The sequence below is a fragment of the Yoonia sp. SDW83-1 genome, from assembly GCF_046762885.1.
Taxonomy (GTDB): Bacteria; Pseudomonadota; Alphaproteobacteria; order Rhodobacterales; family Rhodobacteraceae; genus Yoonia.
The window spans coordinates 218,811-240,997 of sequence record NZ_JBKQXO010000004.1; the positions used below are offsets into that span (position 1 = coordinate 218,811).

The following is a 22,187-nucleotide window of genomic DNA, read 5'->3' on the forward strand; positions in this document are numbered from 1 at the left end:
ACTGAATTTTCTTTGTTTCGTCTTATGCAGATTTCCGAGCAGAAGACGGAGTGATGAAATGAGTATTCATACGGACCTTGATGGCCCCGAAAAGGATGGCATGGCCCAGGCGCGCAGCGCGACCTTTATGGCGTCCTATCTAGAGTCCCTTACACTGGTGGAACGGCTGCATCGCCTGTTGCTGGATGTGATCAAAGATGAATTTGAACGTGTTGGCGTGCTGGAAATCAACGCTGTGCAAGCCCTGTTGCTGTTCAATGTCGGCGACAATGAGGTGACTGCCGGTGAATTGAAGACCCGCGGTTACTATCAGGGGTCCAACGTATCCTATAATCTCAAGAAACTGGTTGAAATGGGCTACATGCACCATGAACGCAGCGAGATTGACCGCCGGTCTGTCCGGGTCCGCCTGACCGAAAAGGGGCGCGGTGTGCGGCAGGTGGTTGGCAAGCTGTTTGCCACCCATGCCAATGGGTTGGTCGATCGTGGTGTGCTGGATCAGGAGGGTATCGACAGCATCACCGCGTCATTGCGCCGGGTGGAACGGTACTGGACCGAACAGATCCGCTATATCTACTGATGGTGGTTTTGGCCGGATAGTTGCGGCGGGCGTGGTGCGCACACGACCGAGCGAAACCCATCGGGGTGCTTTCGGACATCTAGGAATGTGACTGCGGTCCCACCGCATCTGAGTGATGGGGTTGGTAATGAGGGCTGGGTTAAGCGCGGGTCAATGCCTGGTTGCATTGGCCCGCAACTGCATTTGTCTGGCACTGGTTGATGCGTTTCGCCTTTGCCCAGATGCCACCGATTGCGGAAATTCTTCGGTGGTTTGAACGGGAAGGTGCGGCCCGACAATCGGTGTTTCAGGTTCTCGGAAAACTCTGGGGCGCCGATATTTCTTGAATAGTCGGAAGAGTTCAATTGCTGGTCGCTTGCCAGTGGTGCGCCGGTCAATTCGTGGCACCGCGTATCCTTGTTATGATCGCGATTGCGTTTGTAGAGCGTTCAGGGGTCGGTTTTTCAAAGGCGGGCTGCGCTCAGGACCTCGTGCCAAGATCAGCGTGTGACATCAGCTTGCCCGAGGGCGAGGCTTTGCAGTTCTTTTAGCAATTTGCGCTCCATCGCTGCTGCATAGTCTTCAAACCCGAGGGCACTTTCGACAAAGGCATCGGCCCCCCGGATCACGTAACTACGGTAGTAGGCCGACAATTCCTTGATATCCGCAATCCGCTGATCATCGCCGAATTGGTTGCCCGAACCGATCACCAGTCCGTTGACGATGACGCCCGGCGGTTGCTGCGCAGGTCCAATATCTTGCGGTCGTGGCCCGGTATTGGCGGGGCCATCGCCAGACAAATCAAGGGTGCGTTTCCAGCAATCGGTCTGATCCCGCAGCAACGCGAAACCGGCCAGCATCGCAGATCCGATGGCCGTGGTCGGTGCGGCGATGCCGCGTTGGTGGGCCAGCAACGTATCTGTTGCGCGGTCCAGATCATCGGTGGTCACAATTGTGGTCCAGGGCAGGATGATTGTCTGGTTCTCCGGCCCGCTCCATTCATAGACGCTGATGCGGATCGGGGCGTCGGGTTGCGCGAAGAGCACCTGTTGTACCCCGTCGCTGTTGAGTGCTGTGGCCAAACCATCCAGTTACAGGCGGTATTCGGCAGCGTCGACCGAGCCTGACACATCAAGACCAAGGGCCAGCGCCTGTCGGCAGGCTGCGTCGGCCGTGACTGGCAGAAGCATCAGGAAACACGCGGCCCGTATCATCCGCGGGGCTCCGGCAACGACGGCGATTGTCCCATAATCTGTGCGGACAATTCGCGCACCAGTTTGCGTTGCATGGCGCGTTCGTAGTCGGCAAAGCCATTGGCGATTTCGATGAATGATCCCGGCCCGCGGATGACCTGATCGCGGTAAAACGGGATCAACTCGGTCTCAGCCTCAAACTCGGCTGCGTTGATCACGAGCCCGTTCACGGTGACATTGTCGAACGGATGATTGGCATAGGCCTCCGCTGGGCCGAAACCGTCATTGTTTTCACCATCACCTGCGACATCGACGGTCTGAAACAGGCAATCAGGCGCGTCAGCCAGCCGGGTGGCGGCATGGGTCAGCGCATGGCCCATAGCCGTCGGAAAATCATTATGGCTGCGTTTGCTGAAGGCGATGGTTTCCGAAACACCCAGCAGGTCGGCGGGGCTTTCGATCAAGACCCAGTCAGTCAGATCTTCCTGATTGTATCGCCCGCTCCATTCGAAAACCAACAGCGCGACAGGATCGGGGCTGGCGAAAAACGCCTCCTGCACGTCGGGTGCTATCAGTGCAGCGGCCAAACCGCCCCGTTGTAACCTGTCTTCATCGGCATCGACCGATGATGACACATCCATTGCCAGAACAAGCGCCAACCGGCAGGCCGCCGCCGGGGTTGCGGTGAGGCAGACCCCGGCAAACAGAAGCGCCTTTACCAATGGCCGGTGTTGTCCATGCTGGCCCAAGGCTCTGCCGGGGGTAGATTGTCGCCGGCCTGCAGCAGTTCGATCGAGATGTTGTCGGGGGACCGGACAAAAGCCATATGCCCATCGCGCGGCGGGCGGTTGATGGTGACACCATTGTCCATCAGATGCTGGCAAGTGTCGTAGATATTGTCGACCCGGTAGGCCAGATGGCCGAAATGGCGGCCGTCCGAGGGTAAACCATCATCCCCGTCCCAGTTGTAGGTCAGTTCGATGGGGCAATCTTCCTGCCCCGGAGGTGCCATGAAAACAAGGGTAAAGCGCCCGCCTTCGTTTTCGAAACGCCGAGTTTCCTTAAGGCCCAGCAGGGCGTAGAAGGCCATCGATTTATCGAGATCTTTGACGCGGACCATCGTGTGGAGATATTTCAGCGACATTGGGGAATCCTTTCCGGCTTTGCTGGCTCAAAACCTAGCGGCTGTGGTCAGCTTGGCCAATGTCAAATGCCGACAAAGGCCGCGGCGCATGCAAGTCCGATGGTCACGCCTCTGGGAAAATCTTTTTTGCCGCAATGCAGCATGAATGCGACCAGATGAATTGAGACTTATGTGCAGGCTGTGCTAAGTCATGAGAATATTTGTAAAAAGGGCATCGAATGACACGATTCATTTCCATCGGTGAAGCTATGGTTGAAATGGCTCCACTGGCGGCGCCCGGCCAGTTTCAGATGTCATTTGCAGGCGATACGCTGAACACCGCGTGGTATGCCCGCGCGCTGAAGCCGCGGTGGGACGTCGATTATGTCACCGCCGTCGGGACAGATCGCATTTCTGACCAGATGCTGCAGTTTCTGGATGACGCCCGGATCGGGCGTGCGCATGTGCAGCGTCTGGATGACCGGGCGATGGGTCTCTATCTGATTTCGCTTGTCGACGGCGAACGCCAGTTTTCCTATTGGCGCGGTCAGTCAGCAGCGCGGATGTTGGCGGCGGATGTCGATGTACTGGCTGCCGCATTGGCGGAGGGTGATATCATCTATTTTTCGGGTATCACACTCGCCATTCAAGAGGGGCGGGGCCGGGCCAAGCTGCTTGATGCGGTGCAGCGCGCGCAATCAGCAAAGGGCCTTGTGGTGTTTGACAGCAATCTACGCCCGTCCCTTTGGGAAAGCGACGATCATATGCGGGCATGGGTGACAAAGGCCGCTTCGCTGGCCGATATCATGCTGCCTTCGCATGATGATGAGGCCGTGCATTTCGGCGACAAAAGCCCCGAGGCGACGCGCGATCGTTATGCCGCCTTGGGCGCCGGGATCGTAGTGGTCAAAAACGGTCCCGGAGCGATCCACTACCAAAGCGGCGATGATAAAGGCATCGTGCAGCCTGCCATCGTGTCCGACGTGGTGGACACAACCGCAGCCGGTGACAGTTTTAACGCTGGTTTTCTGACCGCTTTTGTCGAAGGGGCGCCGATCGAAGATGCGATCGTGCAGGCATCAAATGTCGCCCGGCATGTGATAAAGGGGCGTGGTGCGTTGGTATCGCTCTAGCCGTTTGCTGTCGTGATGACGAAACCCGTAAACAGGCCGAACTCCGCTCCGCAAGCTTAGAATTGGGGGAGGTCACCAATGGCAGTCCCTAGGGGAATCGAACCCCTCTTTCCAGGTTGAAAACCTGGCGTCCTAACCGATAGACGAAGGGACCGCACTTGGTGCGCCGCTTTTAGGGAAACCGCGGCCAGCGCGCAAGGGGGTATTTTGCGTTTTTCGACCGAAATCAATGGGCCGGTGCGGCGTCCTCCAGCCGCAGTTGGACCGACTGTCGTCCTTGCCATGTGTTGATCTCCAACCGGCCTGCCAGATGGAAGCGCGCACCGTTATGACCCATCAGGAGTGGGCCGAGTGGCCCGTCCATCGCGCCAAAGCTGATGGCGTCGATCCGTGCCCCGATCCCATCGCCGAAACTGATCTTGAGGTGGTTTGCGCCGACCTGCTTGGCAAAAAGGATCTGACAGTCGGGAAACGCAAAACGCGGGGCCGGGGCGCCCGCCCCAAAGGGCCCCGCGCTTTCGATCTGTTCGACGAGTTCGACGGTGGCCGCACCGGGCATCAGCAAACCGTCAAGCCGCAAATCGGCAGGGCCGATATCAGCCGCCCCCTGTTTGGCCAGCAATTCACCGAGCCGCGCCATGGCCGGTTCCAACTGGTCGCGGGCGACGGTCAGCCCTGCTGCCATCTTGTGCCCGCCACCTTTGATCAGCAGCCCCTCGCTCGCGGTGCGCTGGATCGCGGCACCAAGGTCGATACCGGAAACGGACCGCCCTGATCCTTTGCCTTCGTTGCCATCCAGCCCGATGACGATGGCGGGCCGGTTGGTGGCTTCTTTCAGCCGTGCGGCGACAATGCCCACAACGCCCGGGTGCCAGCCTTCGCCAGCAGCCCAGACCAATGGGCCGTCCAGACCCCTAGCGGTGGCCTGTTCCAGGGCAAGGTCGCGTACGGCCGCCTCGACCTCGCGTCGTTCGGTGTTAAGGTGATCCAATTTGGCGGCCAGCGCCTCGGCCTCGTGCCGGTCATTGGTGGCCAGCAGGCGCGCGCCCAGATCGGCCTTGCCGATCCGCCCGCCTGCATTGACCCGCGGACCCAACAGAAACCCCAGATGATAACTGGTGGGGGCTTGATCCAGACCTGCCACATCAGCCAATGCCGTCAGCCCGATCCGTTGGCGCTGGCCCATCACCGCGAGACCTTGCCGGACAAAGGCCCGATTGACCCCGATCAGGGGGGCCACATCAGCCACCGTCGCGAGCGCCACCAGATCAAGCATTGCCATCAGGTCAGGCCCGGTCTGGCCTGCGGCGCGCAATTGCCGGTTGGCTTCGACCAGCATCATGAATACGACTGCCGCCGCGCAGAGATGGCCCAGATCGCCGCTTTCATCCTGCCGGTTGGGGTTCACGACCGCATGCGCCGGGGGCAGGGTTTCGCCGCCAAGGTGATGGTCAAGCACAACCACATCGGCCCCCTTGGCTGCGGCAATCGGCCCGTGTGACAGCGTTCCGCAATCGACACAGATGATCAGGTCGTGATCGCGCGCCAATGCGGCCATCGCTTCATCATTGGGCCCGTAACCTTCATCGATCCGGTCGGGCACATAGAGCGTTGCTTGGCGCCCCATATCGCGCAGCCAAGTGATCAGCAGCGCGGCAGATGATCCGCCATCGACATCATAATCGGCAAAAAATGCGATCTTTTCAGTGTTGGTGACGGCGCGGAGAAACCGCTCTGCTGCCTTTTCCATATCGCGGATTTCATGGGGGTCCGGCAGCAGGTCGCGCAGCTTGGGGGTCAGGAAACCCGCGGCCTCTTGCGCGGTCACACCGCGTTGCACCAATGTGCGGCAAAGCGGGGCGGGCAGGGCGGTTTCCTGGGCCATCGCCTCTGACAGACGATCCTCTTCCACGGACGGGCCGATCCAGCGCCGCCCGGTGGCCGAGGTCGCGACGTTCAGAAATGCGGGTTTATCTTGTATGGCGTTCATCACCGCCCACAATATGCGGGATAGCGCCGCTTGGCTAGCCTGTGGGGTTGCGATAAACCATGCGCCGGACGGAGCCGGTTTTGGAGCGCATCAGGATCGTCTCGGCCGTGACAAACCCCACCTCGCGTTTGATACCCGGCACCAGTGACCCATCGGTGACCCCTGTTGCGGCAAAGATCACATCGCCGGTGACCATATCGTCGCGGGTATAGACCCGGTCGAAATTGGTGATGCCAGCCTTTTTGGCGCGACCTTTTTCGTCATCGTTGCGGAACAACAGCCGCCCGAAAATCTGCCCGCCCATGCATTTTAATGCGGCTGCGGCCAACACGCCCTCTGGTGCGCCGCCAGAGCCCATATACATATCAATGCCCGTCAGATCGGGTTCCGCGCAATGCATGACGCCCGCCACATCACCATCGGTGATCAGCCGGATGGCGGCACCCGTGCTGCGGATTTCTGCAATCATCTCGTTATGTCGCGGGCGTTCCAGCACGCAGACGGTGATGTCATTGGTTGAACATCCGCGGGCGGCGGCAAGCGCCGACACCCGTTCAGCAGGCGACATATCGAGGGTCACCACACCGGTGCGAAAGCCGGGGCCGATCGCCAGTTTGTCCATATAAACATCCGGCGCATGCAGCATGGACCCGCGCGGGCCCATGGCAATCACGGCCAGCGCGTTGGGCATGTCCTTGGCGGTCAGCGTCGTGCCTTCCAGCGGGTCCAGCGCGATATCCACGCCGGGGCCTGTGCCTGTTCCCACTTCTTCACCGATGTAAAGCATCGGCGCCTCGTCCCGCTCGCCCTCGCCAATGACGACGACGCCTGCGATTTCAAGCTTGTTCAGCTCGGTTCGCATCGCGTCAACGGCGGCCTGATCTGCGGCTTTTTCATCGCCGCGCCCAATCAGTGGCGTGCAGGCAATGGCGGCGGCCTCAGACACGCGGGCAAGGCCCAGCGAAAGCATGCGGTCATTAAAATCAGGGGCTTGGTGCATAAGATAAGGTCCTTTGGTCAATCACGTCAGCTAAAGCCTGTCTACAGCGCGGCGGCAAGTCTGTTTGCGCTAAACGCGTGGGGGAGACGATTTTTTGCAAAAAATCGTTGCCCCAAAAATCCTCTAGAAGATTTTTGTAACAGCGCCTAACAGTGATCCATGAGAATCCTTTTTCTTGGCGATGTAATGGGCCGTGCGGGCCGTGCTGCGGTGGCAGCACATCTGCCGCAGTTGCGCGATGCATGGCGGCTCGACTTTGTTGTGGTCAATGGCGAAAACGCGACCTCGGGCATGGGGTTGTCGGGGGATCATGCCAAGCTGCTTCTCGATGCTGGCGCTGATGTTGTCACACTTGGCGACCATGCCTTTGATCAGAAGGATATGCTGACCTTTATCGAAAGTGAGCCGCGTGTCATCCGCCCGATCAACTATTCCAAAGCTGCACCCGGCAGCGGAGCGCGCGTCTTTTCCGCAGCGGGTGGCCGCAAGGTGCTTGTCGCGCAGGTTCTGGGGCAGGTGTTCATGAAGCGGCCTTTTGATGATCCGTTTTCGGCCCTCGACGCGGTGCTGCGCCAATACCCGATGGGCGGACAGGTGCAGGCGAGCCTGATTGACATCCATTGCGAGGCGACGTCGGAAAAGATGGCGACCGGTCATTTCTGCGATGGGCGGGCCAGCATTGTGGTCGGCACGCATACGCATGTGCCGACCAGTGATGCGATGATCCTGACGGGCGGGACTGCGTATCTGACCGATGCGGGGATGTGTGGCGACTACAACTCAGTTATCGGTATGGAAAAAACGGAACCGATGCGTCGGTTTGTCACCGGTATGCCCAAAGCGCGGTTCACACCCGCCACTGCGGAGGCCACATTATCCGGCATCTATGTGGAAACCGATGACCGCACAGGTAAGGCGACCCGGATCGAGATGGTGCGCAGGGGTGGCTTGCTGCCGCAGGCGGGTCCAAGCTGAATGATCGACGCAGCGTTTGCAGTCCAGATGCCGCTTGCCGAGCGGTCCACAAGTGGCGACAGTACAGCTAATGGGTGATTTATTTGCACTGACGCAAACGCAGGCTGCGTTTCTGACCATGGCCGTGGTAGTGGGCATGTTCATCCTGTTCCTGCGCGAGGTTTTCCCCACCGAAGTCGTTGCCATGATTGGTGTTTCGGTCCTGCTGATCACCGGAGTTCTGCCTTATGAGGCAGCGGTGCTGGCACTGTCCAACCCCGCCCCATGGACCATCGCAGCCATGTTCATCATTGTCGGTGCGCTGGTGCGGACCGGCGCGCTCAACACGATGACACAGCTGGTGGAACGGCAGGCCAAGATCAGCCCGGCACGGGCCATTGGCGGCAGCCTTGTATTTGTCGCCTTCGCCAGCGCGATCATGAACAATACGCCGTTGGTCGTGGTCATGATTCCGGTTTTTGTCCAACTGGCCCGTACGCTGGACACGTCGGCCTCCAAGCTGCTGATCCCGCTGAGCTATGCGGCGATTGTCGGGGGTACAATGACCCTGCTTGGCACGTCAACGAACCTGCTGGTCGATGGGGTAGCGCGGGCGTCGGGCCTGAAACCCTTTGGCATTCTGGAGATTCTGCCAGTCGGCGTTGTCGTGGTCGCGTGGACCTTCATCTATCTGTATTTCATGGCCCCGCGCCTGCTGCCGGACCGGCAAAGCATGGCGACGATGCTGTCTGACCGGTCCAAGATGCGGTTCTTTTCCGAGGCGGTCATACCGCCTGACAGCAACCTGATTGGCCGGCAGGTGACCGGTGTCCAGCTGTTCAAACGCGATGGCGTGCGCCTGATCGACGTGGTGCGCGGAGACACTTCGTTGCGGCGCAATCTGGACAGCGTCAACCTGCAGGTCGGCGACCGCGTGGTGTTGCGCACGGAAATGACAGAACTGTTGTCGCTGCAGGCCACCAAGGATTTGCGCCGCGTCGATCAGGTATCGGCGGTTGAGACCACGACTGTCGAGGTGCTGATCACCCCAAACTGCAAGATGGTGGGGCGACGCCTAGGCTCCATGCGGTTGCGGCGGCGCTATGCGGTTTATACGCTGGCGGTGCATCGGCGGGACACGAATATCGGTCGCCAGATGGACGATCTGGTCGTCCGCGTGGGTGACACGCTGCTGCTGGAAGGCGCGCCAGAGGATATTCAGCGCCTGGGCGAGGATATGAACCTGGGCGATGTGTCGGTCCCGTCGCAACGCGCCTACCGCCGCGGTCATGCGCCGGTGGCCATTGCGGTGCTGCTGGGGGTTGTTGTTCTTGCCGCACTGGGCATCGCCCCGATCCTGCTGCTGGCCATGCTGGGCGTGACGGCAGTGCTGATGACCGGCTGTATCGACGCGGATGAGGCGTTTTCCTATGTCGATGGACGCCTGTTGGCGCTGATCTTTGCGATGCTGGGCGTCGGGTCTGCGCTGCAATCGTCAGGGGCTGTAGGCATTATTGCCGATACGCTGTCGCCTTTCATGCTGGTGCTGCCCGGATTTTTCATCGTTCTGGCGGTGTATCTGTTGTCGAGCATCCTGACCGAACTGGTGTCGAACAACGCTGTCGCGGTGGTGATGACACCCATTGCCATCGGATTGGCCAGCGCGTTGGGTGTTGATGCGCGCCCACTGGTGGTCGCCGTCATGATCGCAGCAAGTGCGAGTTTTGCCACCCCGATCGGGTATCAGACCAACACGCTTGTCTACGGCCCCGGCGGCTATAAATTCGCGGATTTCCTGAAATTCGGCATTCCGCTGAACCTTTCCTTGGCCCCCATCGCATCCTTTGTCATTCCCTATATCTGGCCGCTCTAGCACAGGGTTGCGGGGCTGTACTGCCATGCCTTATAGAGGCGCAGATTTACACCACATCTGACGAGGTTTCCGATGGCTGGCCACTCAAAATGGGCAAATATTCAGCACCGTAAGGGACGGCAGGACAAGCTGCGGTCCAAGCTGTTTTCCAAGCTTGCCAAGGAAATCACGGTGGCTGCCAAGATGGGTGATCCGGACCCGGACAAAAACCCGCGCTTGCGTCTGGCGGTGAAGGAAGCCAAGTCGAACTCCGTGCCCAAGGATGTGATCGACCGCGCGATCAAGAAATCGCAGGGTGGCGACGCTGAGAACTACGACGAAATCCGGTACGAGGGCTACGGCCCCGGCGGTGTTGCCGTCATTGTCGAGACGATGACCGATAACCGCAACCGGACGGCATCGACCGTGCGTTCGACCTTTTCCAAGAATGGCGGCAATCTGGGCGAGACCGGTTCGGTCGGTTTCATGTTCGACCGCAAAGGGGAGGTGGTTTATCCCGCTTCCGTTGCCGATGCGGACACCGTGATGATGGCCGCGATCGAGGCCGGGGCAGAGGATGTGCAAAGCGATGACGACAATCATGTGATCATCTGCGCCGATACCGACCTGAACGAGGTTTCAAACGCGCTGGAGGCTGAGCTGGGCGAATCTGAATCGACCAAGCTGATCTGGAAACCCAACATGACGACCGAGGTTGATCTGGAGGGCCTGACCAAGCTGATGAAGCTGCTCGACACGCTGGAAGAGGATGATGATATTCAGCGGGTCACGGCCAATTTCGAAGCGTCCGACGAGGTGATGGCGGCTTTTGCGGAAAGCTGACTTGCCTTTGGGTGGGCTAGATGCCACGCCTGCCCCATGACCCAGTTGCCAGCCTCGCACCCCTTAAAGGGTATTTTCTGGATGGTGGTGACCGGGTTCAATTTTGTTGCCGTCACGGCCATCGTGAAACATGTCGGTGACGATTTGCCCGCAGCGCAGGCTGCTTTCCTGCGCTACATTCTGGGCCTTGTTTTTCTGATCCCGATGATACGGCCCATACTGGCGGCACGGCTGACACCTCGCCAGTTGCGGCTGTTTGGTTTGCGCGGTCTCGTTCACACGGTTGCGGTGATCCTGTGGTTTTTTGCCATGACCCGCATTCCCATCGCCGAGGTGACGGCGATGAACTATCTGTCGCCGATCTATATCACGCTGGGGGCCGCCCTGTTTCTGGGGGAAAAGCTGCCGCCGCGCCGGTTGGCGGCGGTCATTGTCGCCCTGATTGGTGCGCTGATTATCCTGCGTCCGGGCGTTAAGGTGATTGATCCGGGCCATATTGCCATGCTGGGAACCGCCATTGGATTTGCGGCGGGCTATCTGATTGCCAAGCAATTGTCGGGCGAGGTGTCGGCGGTAGTGGTGGTGGGCATGTTGTCGATCACGGTGACGATTGGTCTTGCCCCCTTTGCCCTTGCCGTCTGGGTCACCCCGACGCTGGGCCAGTTGGGTTGGATGTTTCTGGTCGCGTGCTTTGCCACCGCCGGACATTACACGATGACCCTTGCCTTTGCCGCCGCTCCGCTGACCGTGACCCAGCCGGTCACTTTCCTGCAACTGGTCTGGGCGGTGTTGCTGGGCTATCTCGCCTTTGGTGAGGCGGTCGATGCCTGGGTTATCCTAGGTGGTGCAATCATCATGGCGGCGGTCAGTTTCATCACCTGGCGCGAGGCCCTGGCCCGCCGCGCGATCACGCCGGTGGTCAACGCCACCAAGGTCTAGCTGCCGGGCGGGGCGAGGCGTGCCAGTAGCGAGCTTTGGGTAATTTTGCCGACGGGGACGCCGTTTTCAGTGACTTGAAGCGCCTCAGTCTCAATCTGCTGAATGATGTCATGGACGGGGGTTTCCACGTCGATGGCGGGGCCTTCCGCTGATCCGCTGGTCATCACATCGCGCGCGGTCAGCACGCCAAGCGGGTTCATATGGGCCACAAATTCCGCCACATAATCGTTCACCGGATTGGTGAAGATATCGCGCGGGGTACCGCATTGCACGATCCGGCCACCTTCCATGATGGCGATGCGGTTGCCGATCTTAAAGGCTTCATCAAGGTCGTGGCTGACGAAAATGATGGTCCGGTTGCGTTGCTTCTGCAGGTCGAGGAGTTCGTCCTGCAGTTTGGTGCGGATCAATGGATCAAGCGCCGAGAACGGTTCATCCATCAGCAGAATGGGGGCGTCGGTAGCGAATGCGCGCGCGAGACCGACGCGCTGCTGCATCCCGCCGGACAACTCGCCGACAAGCGCGTCGGCCCGGTCATCAAGGCCCACCATATGCAGTTCCTCATCAACGCGCTTGTTGCGGGCTGCCTTGGACATGCCGCCAAGTTCCAGCCCGAGGCCGACATTGTCGCGCACCGTCCGCCATGGCAGCAGGCCGAATTGCTGAAAGACCATCGACACGCATTCGCGCCGCACCCGGCGCAGATCCTGCGCCGACGCGCTGCCGACGCTGCAGGACCAGTCGCCGTCAAAGATACGCACTTCCCCCCGGACAACGGGGTTGAGGCCGTTCACCGCGCGCAGGAGTGTCGATTTGCCAGAGCCAGAGAGACCCATGAGCACAAGGATCTCGCCGACTTCGACGTCGAGCGAACAGTTATGGACGCCAAGGATCTGATCGGTTTTTTCGCGGAGTTCCGACCGCTCCATCCCCTGATCCATCAGGGGGAGTGCGCTTTCAGGCTTGGCCCCGAACACGATCGAGACATTATCAAATTCGACGGCGTTCATTTGTTCACCCGCAACATACGGTCCAGCATGATCGCGACGGCGACAATGGCAAAGCCGGATTCAAACCCAAGCCCCGGATCGTTGCGCCCCAGCGCCTGCACCACCGGTTTACCCAGCCCGTTGGCCCCCACATAGGCCGAGATGACCACCATCGACAGCGACAGCATGATGACCTGGTTCAGCCCCGCCATGATTTGCGGGAACGCGTAGGGCAGTTCCACTTTCCACAGGCGCTGGGCTGGGGTCGCGCCAAAGGATTCAGCCGCCTCAAGTAGCGGGGTCGGGGTGTTCGACACCCCCAGATAGGTCAGCCGGATCGGCGCGGGTAGCACAAAGATGACGGTCGCAAACAGACCCGGCACCATGCCAAGGCCAAAGAATACGATGGCCGGGATCAGGTAGACGAAGGCGGGCAGGGTCTGCATCAGGTCAAGCACCGGGCTGAGCGCCTGATAGGCGCGAGGCCGGTGGGCAAGGAAGATGCCGATGGGCACACCCAGCCCCATGCAGACCACGCAGGATGACAGAACCAGCGCGAGGCTGTCGGTTGTTTCGTCCCAGTAGCCCTGATTGATGACGAAGAGCAGGCAGGCAAGCACCAGCAGACAGACCTTCCAAGACCGTTGCAATATCCAGGTCAGCGCCACAAACAGGATGACAACCACGAATTCCGGCAGCGTTTGCAGGCACCAGACGATCCCGTCGATCATCCAGTCCAACCCGTCGCTGAGCGCGTCAAAGGCCGGGCGGCCATTATCCTTGAGCCAGTCAACGGCTGTCTCAGACCAGTCGCCGACCGGAATTTTATTGTCTGTCAGCCAGTTCATCAGTGTCCCCGTCACTCAAAAAAGGGGAGTGGATGACCACTCCCCTTTTCAATTTTACTCGGCCAGCGCAGCGCTTACAGCTTCCACCGCATCACCACCATCCTTGGTGGTGACACCGTCCAGCCATGGGGCCCATGCGTCAGGATTGGCCGCCAGCCAGGCCTTGGCGGCATCCTCTGGGTCCACGTCATCATTCAGGATCGCGCCCATGATTTCGTTCTCCATGGCGAGCGAGAATTCGAGGTTCTGCAGCAGTTTGCCGGTATTTGGGCATTCATCGACATAGCCTGCGCGGGTGTTGGTGGCGACGGTCGCACCCCCCAGATCAGGCCCGAAATAGTCATCGCCGCCCGGCAGATATGTCATGTCATAATTGGCATTCATCGGGTGCGGTTCCCAGCCGAGAAATACAACAGGTTCATCTCGGTCATCGGCGCGTTCGACCTGTGCCAGCATCCCCTGTTCCGAGCTTTCGACAACTTCGAATCCATCCAGTCCAAAGGCATTGGCGTCGATCATGTCCTGGATCAGTCGGTTGCCGTCATTGCCGGCTTCGATGCCGTAAATCTTGCTGTCCAGCGGCTCTGCAGCCTGTGCGATTGAGGCGAAATCAGTGATCCCGGCGGCGACGCCTGCGGCATTGGTGGCCAATGTGTATTTGGCCCCTTCAAGGTTGGTACGCACTGTGTCGACCGTCCCCGCCTCGCGGTAGCTGGCGATGTCGCCTTCCATGGTGGGCATCCAGTTGCCAAGGAACACATCGATATCGCCCTGCGCCATGGACGCATAGGTGACAGGGACCGACAGGATATCGGTCGATGTCTCATAGCCCAGAGCCTCAAGCACGATGGACGTTGCGGCAGTTGTGGAAGTGATGTCAGTCCAGCCGACATCGGAAAAACGTACTTGGTCGCAATCGGCAATGGCAGGTGCCGCAGCGCAGATGGCCAGTGCGGACAGGGTGGATTTCAGTTTCATTTCAGTCTCCCGGTTTACGTCATCTTTTTATTGATTGACGAGTCAATAAAGAACAATTTACTGCAGTGGCAACAACAAATCCGAGGATCAGATGCCAAAGCTTGGAATGGAACCTATCCGCCGCGCCGCATTAGTGAAAGCCACGATTGATGAAATCGGTGCGGCCGGGAATCTGGACGTGACAGTCAGCAGCATTGCAAAGCGGGCGGGTATGTCCTCGGCGCTGGCGCATCACTATTTTGGCGGGAAAGAACAGATTTTTCTGGCAGCGATGCGCCATACGCTGGCGATCTATGCGGCAGAGGTTCGGTTGGCGCTGGGCCAGGCGCAAGGACATCGCGCGCGGCTTGAGGCGATTATTCGCGCCGGTTTCGCCTCATCGAACTTTCGGCCGGATGTCATTGCGGCATGGCTGAATTTCTATGTTCTGGCGCAGACATCCGAGGATGCGCACCGGCTGTTGCAGGTCTATCAGCGCCGACTGCACAGTAATCTGGCCCATGATCTGCGCCCACTGATTGGTACACGTGCCGACCAGGCGGCGGCCCGTATCGCTGCGTTGATTGATGGCTATTACCTGCGGCAGGGTCTGGCGCGCGACGCGGCGGAACGGTCTGATGCGACCCGGCAGGTTCTGGCGTCTCTTGAGATGGAATTGAAAGGCCGGGTACAATGACCAAGCCGAATATCCTGATCATCATGGTGGATCAGTTGAATGGAACGCTGTTCCCTGATGGTCCGGCAGACTGGTTGCATGCCCCAAACCTCAAGGCGCTGGCGGCAAGGTCCACCCGGTTTGCCAATGCCTATACCGCGTCGCCGCTATGCGCCCCCGCCCGTGCATCTTTCATGTCGGGTCAATTGCCATCGCGCACGGGCGTCTATGACAATGCGGCTGAATTCGCGTCATCCATCCCCACCTACGCCCATCACCTGCGCCGTGCGGGCTATCAGACCTGCCTGTCAGGCAAGATGCATTTCGTCGGTCCCGACCAAATGCACGGGTTCGAGGAACGGTTGACCACCGATATCTACCCGGCTGATTTCGGCTGGACCCCAGATTACCGCAAACCCGGTGAGCGGATCGACTGGTGGTATCACAATATGGGCAGCGTCACCGGTGCCGGTGTGGCCGAGATTTCCAACCAGATGGAGTATGATGACGAGGTGGTCTATCACGCGACCCGCAAGCTCTATGATCTGTCACGTGGTCACGATGATCGCCCGTGGTGCCTGACCGTCAGCTTTACCCACCCGCATGACCCCTACGTAGCGCGCAAGAAATACTGGGACCTTTACGAGGATTGCGACCATCTGATGCCGGATGTCGGCCCGATCCCCTACGCGGATCAGGACGCCCATAGCCGCCGCATTCTGGATGCGAATGATCGGGACAATTTCAACATTACCGATGACCATATCCGTCGCGCCCGGCGTGCCTATTTCGCCAATATCTCATATATCGACGACAAGGTTGGTGAGGTGTTGCAGACGCTGAAGGATACGCGGCAGGAGGCCACGATCCTCTTTGTTTCGGACCATGGTGACATGCTCGGCGAACGCGGTCTTTGGTTCAAGATGTCGTTCTACGAAGGATCCGCGCGCGTTCCACTGATGATTGCGGCCCCCGATATGGCGCCCGGTCTGAACCCGACACCTGTCAGTACAATCGACATAACACCGACCCTGTGCGATCTGGCCGGTGTCGATATGTCCAAGGTGATGCCATGGACCGAAGGCGAAAGCCTTGTGCATCTGGGCCAGGGCGGCACCCGCGATACACCTGTTGCAATGGAATACGCGGCAGAAGCCAGCTATGCCCCGCTGGTTTCACTGCGCTATGGTAAGTGGAAATACAATCGCTGCGCGCTGGACCCTGATCAACTGTTTGATCTGAACGCTGATCCCCATGAGCTGACCAATCTGGCCGACGAACCGGCGCATCAGGGCACACTTACCCAGTTGCGCGCAAAATCCGAGGCACGCTGGGACCTTGCCAAATACGACGCAGAGGTGCGCCATAGTCAGGCCTGCCGCTGGGTCGTCTACGAGGCGCTGCGCAACGGCAACTATTATCCGTGGGACTATCAGCCGCTGCAAAAAGCATCAGAGCGATACATGCGCAACCACATGGATCTGAACGTCGTCGAAGAAAACCAGCGTTTTCCCCGTGGCGAATAGCATCTTCTTTCTTCCCCAAATACTCCCGCCGGAGGCATCCCGACCATGAACACACAACCCAAGGCCAGCCATTTCATCGACGGCCAATACATCGAAGACAAAGCCGGTGACGTCATCGAGGTGATCTATCCGGCAACGGGCGAGATCATCGCCAAGCTGCATGCGGCTACCCCTGCGATTGTTGATCAGGCGCTGGCGTCAGCGAAACGCGCGCAAAAGGAATGGGCAGGCTGGACCGCAACGGATCGTGGCCGCGTGCTGCGCCGGGCGGCTGATATCATGCGCGACCGCAATCACGATCTGTCGGTCCTGGAAACCTATGACACCGGCAAACCCTATCAGGAAACTAGCGTTGTCGATGCCACGTCTGGGGCTGACGCACTGGAATATTTCGGCGGGCTGGCCGCCAGCATCACCGGCGAACATATCCAGTTGGGCGATGATTTCGTCTATACCCGCCGTGAACCGCTGGGCGTTTGCGTGGGCATCGGCGCGTGGAACTATCCAACGCAAATCGCCTGCTGGAAGGGCGCGCCCGCGCTGGCCTGTGGCAACGCGATGGTGTTCAAACCGTCCGAAACCACACCGCTTTGCGCGCTCAAGGTGGCAGAGATCCTGCACGAGGCTGGCGCACCGGCAGGCGTTTATAACGTCATTCAGGGGTACGGTGCTGTCGGGGCGTCACTGGTCACGGACCCGCGCGTTGACAAGGTCTCCTTGACCGGATCGGTGCCGACAGGGCGTAAGGTTTACGCTGCGGCGGCCGAGGGCATTCGTCATGTGACGATGGAGTTGGGGGGCAAATCGCCGCTGGTGATCTTTGACGATGCCGATCTGGAAAATGCGGTGTCTGGTGCGATCCTCGGGAATTTCTATTCCTCGGGTCAGGTCTGTTCGAACGGCACCCGCGTGTTCGTGCAGAAGGGCATCAAACAGGCATTCCTCCAGCGACTGACGGAACGTCTGGCAGATGTCAAAATGGGTGACCCGCAGGACCCGGAGACCAATTTTGGCCCCATGGTTTCGGAACGTCAGCGCGATATCGTCGAAGGTTTCTTTGCCAAGGGCGTGGAAGAAGGCGCAACACTTGTTACTGGTGGCAAGCGTGTGGATCGTGACGGCTTCTTTCTTGAGCCGACAGTTTTTGCAGATGTCACCGACGACATGACAATCGCGCGGGACGAAATTTTCGGACCGGTCATGTCGGTTCTGGATTTCGAGGCCGAGGATGAGGTGCTGACCCGCGCCAACGACACGGAGTTCGGGCTGGCCGCCGGTGTGTTCACCGCCGATCTGACCCGCGCGCATCGTATGGCCGCCGGGTTTGAGGCAGGCACCTGTTATATCAACACCTACAACGATGCCCCGGTCGAGGCCCCGTTTGGTGGATCGAAACTGTCGGGTGTGGGGCGCGAGAATTCCAAGGCGGCTATCGAACACTACAGCCAGATCAAGGGGGTCTATGTCCGCATGGGTGATCTGGAGGCGCCGTTCTGACGATGCGCGCGGATTACGTTATTGTGGGGGCCGGTTCGGCAGGCTGCGCTCTCGCCTATCGGCTGGCCGAAGCGGGCAAGCAGGTTCTGGTGATCGAGGCGGGGGGCACGGATGCCGGGCCGTTTATCCAGATGCCTGCGGCCTTGTCATACCCGATGAACATGAAACGTTACGACTGGGGGCTGAAGACGGAGCCGGAGCCGCATCTGGGTGGGCGTCAACTGGTGACGCCGCGCGGCAAGGTGATCGGGGGGTCGTCCTCGATCAACGGAATGATCTATGTGCGCGGCCACGCCCATGATTTCGATCACTGGGCCGAAAGCGGCGCACAGGGTTGGTCCTATGCCGACGTGCTGCCCTATTTCAAACGGATGGAACACTGGCATGACGGTGGTCATGGGGGCGACCCGGCCTGGCGTGGCACGGACGGCCCGCTGCATGTGACGCGCGGCCCCCGCAAGAACCCGTTGACACGGGCGTTTGTCGAAGCGGGCGAGCAGGCGGGCTATCCGATCACCGGCGACTATAATGGGGAGCAGCAGGAAGGTTTTGGCCCGTTTGATGCGACCATTTACAAAGGGCGACGCTGGTCGGCGGCCAATGCCTATATGAGGCCGGCGCTGAAACGGCCCAACTGCACAATCACGCGGGTGCTGGCCCGCCGTATCGTTATTGAAGATGGTCGGGCGACCGGTGTGGAAGTCAGCCGCGGCCGCAAGGTCGAGGTCATCCATGCCAACACAGAGGTGATCATTGCGGCCTCCTCCCTGAACTCGCCCAAACTGCTGATGTTGTCAGGGATCGGCCCCGCTGCGCATCTGGCCGAACACGGGATCACACTGGTCGCTGACAGGCCCGGCGTAGGCCAGAACCTGCAGGACCATCTGGAGCTTTATATCCAGCAGGCCGCGACGAAGCCTGTGACGCTGTTTTCCTATTGGAATCTGCGGGGCAAGGCGAAGATCGGGTTGGAATGGTTGCTTTGGAAAACCGGGCTGGGCAGTTCAAACCAGTTTGAAAGTGCGGGTTTCATACGGTCCGACAAAGGCATTGCCTATCCCGATATCCAGCTCCATTTCCTGCCTATCGCTGTCAGTTACGATGGTAAGGTCGCGCCTGAAGGGCATGGGTTTCAGGCCCATGTGGGGCCCATGCGGTCGGTGTCGCGCGGGCAGGTCACGCTGCGTTCAGCCGATCCCGATGAGAACCCGCGCATTGAATTCAATTACATGTCCGATCCACAGGACTGGGATGAATTCCGCAAATGCATCCGGCTAACGCGCGAGATTTTTGCCCAGCCTGCCTTTGATGAATTCCGGGGGCACGAAATTCAACCTGGTGCCGCCGCGCAGACAGATGAGCAGCTTGATGCGTTTATCCGCGACCATGCCGAAAGCGCCTATCACCCGTGCGGTACCTGCAAGATGGGCGCAGTGGAAGACCCGATGGCGGTGGTTGACCCGCAAGCGCGGGTGATTGGTGTGGACCGGCTGCGCGTTGCCGACAGCTCAATCTTTCCACGTATCACCAATGGGAACCTGAATGCGCCGTCAATCATGGTGGGGGAAAAGGTGTCGGATCACATCCTGCAGCGGCACCCGTTGCCGCCGGCCAATGACAAACCCTGGGTACATCCCAACTGGGAAACGGCACAGAGGTAAGACATTATTAACCCTTCGTTAAGATTTTGATTGATCGGGTCTGGCCCGCCGACTACGGCAAGGCATGTTTGCCCGAATAATACTATTGCTGGCGCTTGGCGCAGGAACGACCGCCATGGCTGAGCCAAGCGGGACGGTGGGTGTGATTGACGCCGACACGCTGGATGTCGGCGATGTGCGGGTGCGGTTGCATGGGATTGATGCCCCAGAAATAGGGCAGCCTTGCACGGTTAATGGGCAGACGCGCGATTGCGGCCGGTGGGCGCGCGATGCTGTGCTGTTGCAGTTTGAAGGGCGGCAGGCCACGTGCGAACAGGTTGATACCGACCGATATGGTCGGGTGGTGGCGTCTTGTGTTGTTGATGGGCGGGATATGGGGGCGGTCATCGTCAGTGAAGGATGGGCCTGGGCCTATCGCCGCTATTCGGATGCCTATGATCTGGATGAGAAGGCCGCCGCGGTTGCCGGGCGCGGCCTTTGGGCGTTCGAGGTTGATCGCCCGTCAGACTACAGGGCAGCGCGGATCCAGACGACAGCGGCCCCTGATCCGGACTGCGCGATCAAAGGTAATGTTTCGGCCAATGGACGCATTTACCATCTGCCCGGTGCCGATGGATATGACCGCACGCGCATAAATCTGAGCAATGGTGAACGGTGGTTCTGCACTGAGGCAGAGGCGCGCGCTGCAGGGTGGCGTGCGTCGCGGCGATAGTGTGCTTTGATCTAAGTCAAGGTTGATCTTGACTTGATGTGATAAACTTATAGGCGAGCATTGAATCATGGAGGTGATTCCATGAAAACCATCGAACTGGTCCTTACAAAACGCGAAGCCGACGCTTTGCATGAGGTCGATTCCGAATTTGCACGGTTGTTGCAGCACTATCATGCAAGTCTGCATGCCTTGGAAATGTCCGAGCAGGACGGGACGGACGAGTTGAGCCTCTTTCGGCTGCACAAGGATTATGATCACGCGAAAGAGGCCATGGAGCGGTTTTTCCGCGAGCTTGACTGAGGCAACACGCAGCTTAGTCAAGCTGATAGGGCAGGACCCCCCGGCGGTTGGGATCGACGCGCAGATGTCGTTCCAGCGGCGGAACCGACCGCTGATGACAATTCCGGCGTTCGCAAATACGGCAGGAAATCCCGATAGGCGCGTATGCCGCAGCCGATCCTGTATCCAGATGATCAGCATAAACAAGGGCAGGGGCATGGCGCACCTCGCACCCTAATCCAATCGCATAGCGACGGGTGGGTTGGTGATACGCCCCGCCGGATTTGCTGACATCGCGGGCCAGGCAGAAATACCGCGCGCCATCGGGAGTTTCGGCCAATTGGCGCAGGAACTGCCCCGGCAATTCGAAAGCCTGATGCACATTCCACAGCGGGCAGGCCCCGCCGTAGCGGGCGAATTGCAATGTGGTGGCAGAATGGCGTTTGGTGATGGTGCCCGCCTGATCGACCCGGACAAAGAAGAACGGGATGCCCTTGGCGCCTGGCCTTTGCAGCGTCGACAGGCGATGCGCCACCTGTTCCAGCGAGGCACCGAACCGGGCGCCGAGGACCTCCAGATCATGCCGCGTCTCTTGCGCGGCGGCCAGAAATTGGCTGTAGGGCATCAACGCGGCACCGGCAAAATAGTTGGCGAGCCCGACCTTTGCGATGCCGCGCGCCTCCTCCGATTGAAAGCGCGCCAGATCAAGCGTGGCATTCAGCAGGGGTTCCTGCGCGATCAGGGCCAATTGCAGCAGAAGCTGGAATGTCTGCGTGGCGGGATGGGCATTGCGTGCGATGGTCAGCGTCTTGGTCTGCGCGTCGTAATGCCTGACCGTATCCGCGTCGGTGATCACCGTTGTGACCTGACGCGCGGCAAGGGTGCGGATCACGGCCTCCGCCACGGTTTCGTCTGGTTTGCGCTGGGCTGCAAACCGTTCCGCGCTGCGATCAACGGCGTCGATATAATTGTCGCAATAGTGGAAGAAATCGCGGACCTCTTCCCACGGGCTGGGCTGTAGGCGGGCGTCTTCGCGACCCAGCGCCTCATCCAGTGAGGCGAGCCGTTCATGGGTCTGGCGATAGGCGGCGTGCAGATCAAGAAAGGCGCGCGCCAGTGCTGGGGCGTTGGACGCTGCCAGGCGCAGATCAGCGAGGGCCGGGGCAGGACCAGTGAATACGGGGTCTGCCAGCGCCTCGCGCATGTCCCCAACCAGCCGCGCCTCATCACCCGACTGCAGCTCTGTCACGTCAAAGCCGAATTCCTGCGCCAGCCCCAGTACGACCGATGTCGACACCGGTCGGTTATTGTTTTCCATCTGGTTCAGATAAGGCAGCGAAACGCCCAGCTTTTCCGCAAAGACCTTTTGCGTCAGCGAAAGGCGGCCCCGCAATTCACGCAGCTTTGCGCCGGCATAGAGTTTTTGAACGGCCATCGGACACCTTTGCAACTTTGC

The 22,187-nt window shown here is 59.6% G+C and carries 22 protein-coding genes and 1 tRNA gene; 12 read left to right on the forward strand and 11 right to left on the reverse strand.

Going from position 1 to position 22,187, the window contains the following annotated elements; genetic code table 11:
• The first annotated feature begins 58 nt into the window (after nt 1–58).
• Nucleotides 59–580, forward strand: coding sequence for a MarR family winged helix-turn-helix transcriptional regulator (locus ACFWW4_RS07060; protein WP_411890190.1), 522 nt, complete (start codon nt 59–61; stop codon nt 578–580).
• Between the two features lie 479 nt (nt 581–1,059).
• Here the strand turns inward: ACFWW4_RS07060 and ACFWW4_RS07065 are convergent, their stop codons facing one another.
• The 4 genes from ACFWW4_RS07065 to ACFWW4_RS07080 are packed head-to-tail and all read right to left on the reverse strand — an operon-like array spanning nt 1,060 to nt 2,896.
• Nucleotides 1,060–1,641 carry a DUF1194 domain-containing protein gene (locus ACFWW4_RS07065; RefSeq protein ID WP_411890191.1) on the reverse strand — a complete coding sequence of 194 codons (582 nt, stop codon included), beginning with the start codon at nt 1,639–1,641 and terminating at the stop codon, nt 1,060–1,062.
• A 9-nt stretch (nt 1,642–1,650) separates the two neighbouring features.
• Nucleotides 1,651–1,773 (reverse strand): hypothetical protein, encoded by a 123-nt coding sequence (locus ACFWW4_RS07070; RefSeq protein WP_411890192.1) that lies wholly within the window; start codon nt 1,771–1,773, stop codon nt 1,651–1,653.
• Complete coding sequence (locus tag ACFWW4_RS07075; protein WP_411890193.1) at nt 1,770–2,474, reverse strand: DUF1194 domain-containing protein; 705 nt, start codon at nt 2,472–2,474, stop codon at nt 1,770–1,772. The genes ACFWW4_RS07070 and ACFWW4_RS07075 overlap by 4 nt, the downstream gene beginning before the upstream one ends.
• A complete protein-coding gene (locus ACFWW4_RS07080) occupies nt 2,468–2,896 on the reverse strand; it encodes a VOC family protein (RefSeq protein ID WP_411890194.1) in 429 nt (142 codons plus the stop codon). The genes ACFWW4_RS07075 and ACFWW4_RS07080 overlap by 7 nt, the downstream gene beginning before the upstream one ends.
• Before the next feature lie 218 nt (nt 2,897–3,114).
• Here ACFWW4_RS07080 and ACFWW4_RS07085 point away from each other — a divergent pair, with 218 nt between their 5' ends.
• On the forward strand, nt 3,115–4,008 hold the full coding sequence (locus ACFWW4_RS07085) for a sugar kinase (RefSeq protein WP_411890195.1): 894 nt from the start codon (nt 3,115–3,117) through the stop codon (nt 4,006–4,008).
• 79 nt (nt 4,009–4,087) lie between these two features.
• Here ACFWW4_RS07085 and ACFWW4_RS07090 read toward each other — a convergent pair.
• From ACFWW4_RS07090 to glpX, 3 genes are all read right to left on the reverse strand, one after another.
• Nucleotides 4,088–4,162 (reverse strand) — tRNA-Glu (locus tag ACFWW4_RS07090).
• A gap of 72 nt (nt 4,163–4,234) precedes the next feature.
• The gene (gene recJ / locus ACFWW4_RS07095) at nt 4,235–5,998 is read right to left on the reverse strand and encodes a single-stranded-DNA-specific exonuclease RecJ (protein ID WP_411890196.1); all 1,764 of its coding nucleotides are present in this window, start codon (nt 5,996–5,998) and stop codon (nt 4,235–4,237) included.
• Between the two features lie 34 nt (nt 5,999–6,032).
• Nucleotides 6,033–6,998: a class II fructose-bisphosphatase gene (glpX, locus tag ACFWW4_RS07100; RefSeq protein WP_393930766.1), complete on the reverse strand. Its 966-nt coding sequence runs from the start codon at nt 6,996–6,998 to the stop codon at nt 6,033–6,035.
• A gap of 159 nt (nt 6,999–7,157) precedes the next feature.
• On the opposite strand from glpX, the gene ACFWW4_RS07105 reads away from it, so the two are divergent.
• The 4 genes from ACFWW4_RS07105 (at nt 7,158) to ACFWW4_RS07120 (ending at nt 11,586) form a co-directional block, all read left to right on the forward strand.
• Nucleotides 7,158–7,973 (forward strand): TIGR00282 family metallophosphoesterase, encoded by an 816-nt coding sequence (locus ACFWW4_RS07105; protein WP_411890197.1) that lies wholly within the window; start codon nt 7,158–7,160, stop codon nt 7,971–7,973.
• Nucleotides 7,974–8,043: 70 nt separating this feature from the next.
• Complete coding sequence (locus ACFWW4_RS07110; protein ID WP_411890198.1) at nt 8,044–9,825, forward strand: SLC13 family permease; 1,782 nt, start codon at nt 8,044–8,046, stop codon at nt 9,823–9,825.
• 72 nt (nt 9,826–9,897) lie between these two features.
• On the forward strand, nt 9,898–10,647 hold the full coding sequence (locus ACFWW4_RS07115; RefSeq protein ID WP_393928275.1) for a YebC/PmpR family DNA-binding transcriptional regulator: 750 nt from the start codon (nt 9,898–9,900) through the stop codon (nt 10,645–10,647).
• 36 nt (nt 10,648–10,683) lie between these two features.
• A complete protein-coding gene (locus ACFWW4_RS07120) occupies nt 10,684–11,586 on the forward strand; it encodes a DMT family transporter (protein ID WP_411890199.1) in 903 nt (300 codons plus the stop codon).
• On the opposite strand, the gene choV is transcribed toward ACFWW4_RS07120, so the two are convergent.
• The 3 genes from choV to choX are packed head-to-tail and all read right to left on the reverse strand — an operon-like array spanning nt 11,583 to nt 14,401.
• Complete coding sequence (gene choV / locus ACFWW4_RS07125; protein ID WP_411890200.1) at nt 11,583–12,596, reverse strand: choline ABC transporter ATP-binding protein; 1,014 nt, start codon at nt 12,594–12,596, stop codon at nt 11,583–11,585. The genes ACFWW4_RS07120 and choV overlap by 4 nt on opposite strands.
• Entirely contained in the window at nt 12,593–13,423 is an 831-nt protein-coding gene (gene choW, locus ACFWW4_RS07130) for a choline ABC transporter permease subunit (RefSeq protein ID WP_411890201.1), read from the reverse strand. Before choW ends, choV begins: the two co-directional genes overlap by 4 nt.
• 54 nt (nt 13,424–13,477) lie before the next feature.
• Nucleotides 13,478–14,401, reverse strand: coding sequence for a choline ABC transporter substrate-binding protein (gene choX / locus ACFWW4_RS07135; protein ID WP_411890202.1), 924 nt, complete (start codon nt 14,399–14,401; stop codon nt 13,478–13,480).
• 91 nt (nt 14,402–14,492) lie between these two features.
• Here choX and betI point away from each other — a divergent pair, with 91 nt between their 5' ends.
• From betI to ACFWW4_RS07165, 6 genes are all read left to right on the forward strand, one after another.
• A complete protein-coding gene (betI, locus tag ACFWW4_RS07140; RefSeq protein WP_411890203.1) occupies nt 14,493–15,077 on the forward strand; it encodes a choline-responsive transcriptional repressor BetI in 585 nt (194 codons plus the stop codon).
• A complete protein-coding gene (gene betC, locus ACFWW4_RS07145; protein ID WP_411890204.1) occupies nt 15,074–16,582 on the forward strand; it encodes a choline-sulfatase in 1,509 nt (502 codons plus the stop codon). The genes betI and betC overlap by 4 nt, the downstream gene beginning before the upstream one ends.
• Before the next feature lie 45 nt (nt 16,583–16,627).
• Nucleotides 16,628–18,079 (forward strand): betaine-aldehyde dehydrogenase, encoded by a 1,452-nt coding sequence (betB, locus tag ACFWW4_RS07150; RefSeq protein ID WP_411890205.1) that lies wholly within the window; start codon nt 16,628–16,630, stop codon nt 18,077–18,079.
• Between the two features lie 2 nt (nt 18,080–18,081).
• The gene (gene betA, locus ACFWW4_RS07155) at nt 18,082–19,740 is read left to right on the forward strand and encodes a choline dehydrogenase (RefSeq protein WP_411890206.1); all 1,659 of its coding nucleotides are present in this window, start codon (nt 18,082–18,084) and stop codon (nt 19,738–19,740) included.
• Between the two features lie 115 nt (nt 19,741–19,855).
• On the forward strand, nt 19,856–20,452 hold the full coding sequence (locus tag ACFWW4_RS07160) for a thermonuclease family protein (protein ID WP_411890207.1): 597 nt from the start codon (nt 19,856–19,858) through the stop codon (nt 20,450–20,452).
• Between the two features lie 81 nt (nt 20,453–20,533).
• Complete coding sequence (locus ACFWW4_RS07165) at nt 20,534–20,752, forward strand: hypothetical protein (RefSeq protein WP_411890208.1); 219 nt, start codon at nt 20,534–20,536, stop codon at nt 20,750–20,752.
• A gap of 13 nt (nt 20,753–20,765) precedes the next feature.
• On the opposite strand, the gene ACFWW4_RS07170 is transcribed toward ACFWW4_RS07165, so the two are convergent.
• The gene (locus ACFWW4_RS07170; RefSeq protein ID WP_411890209.1) at nt 20,766–22,166 is read right to left on the reverse strand and encodes a helix-turn-helix domain-containing protein; all 1,401 of its coding nucleotides are present in this window, start codon (nt 22,164–22,166) and stop codon (nt 20,766–20,768) included.
• Nucleotides 22,167–22,187: the final 21 nt, after the last annotated feature.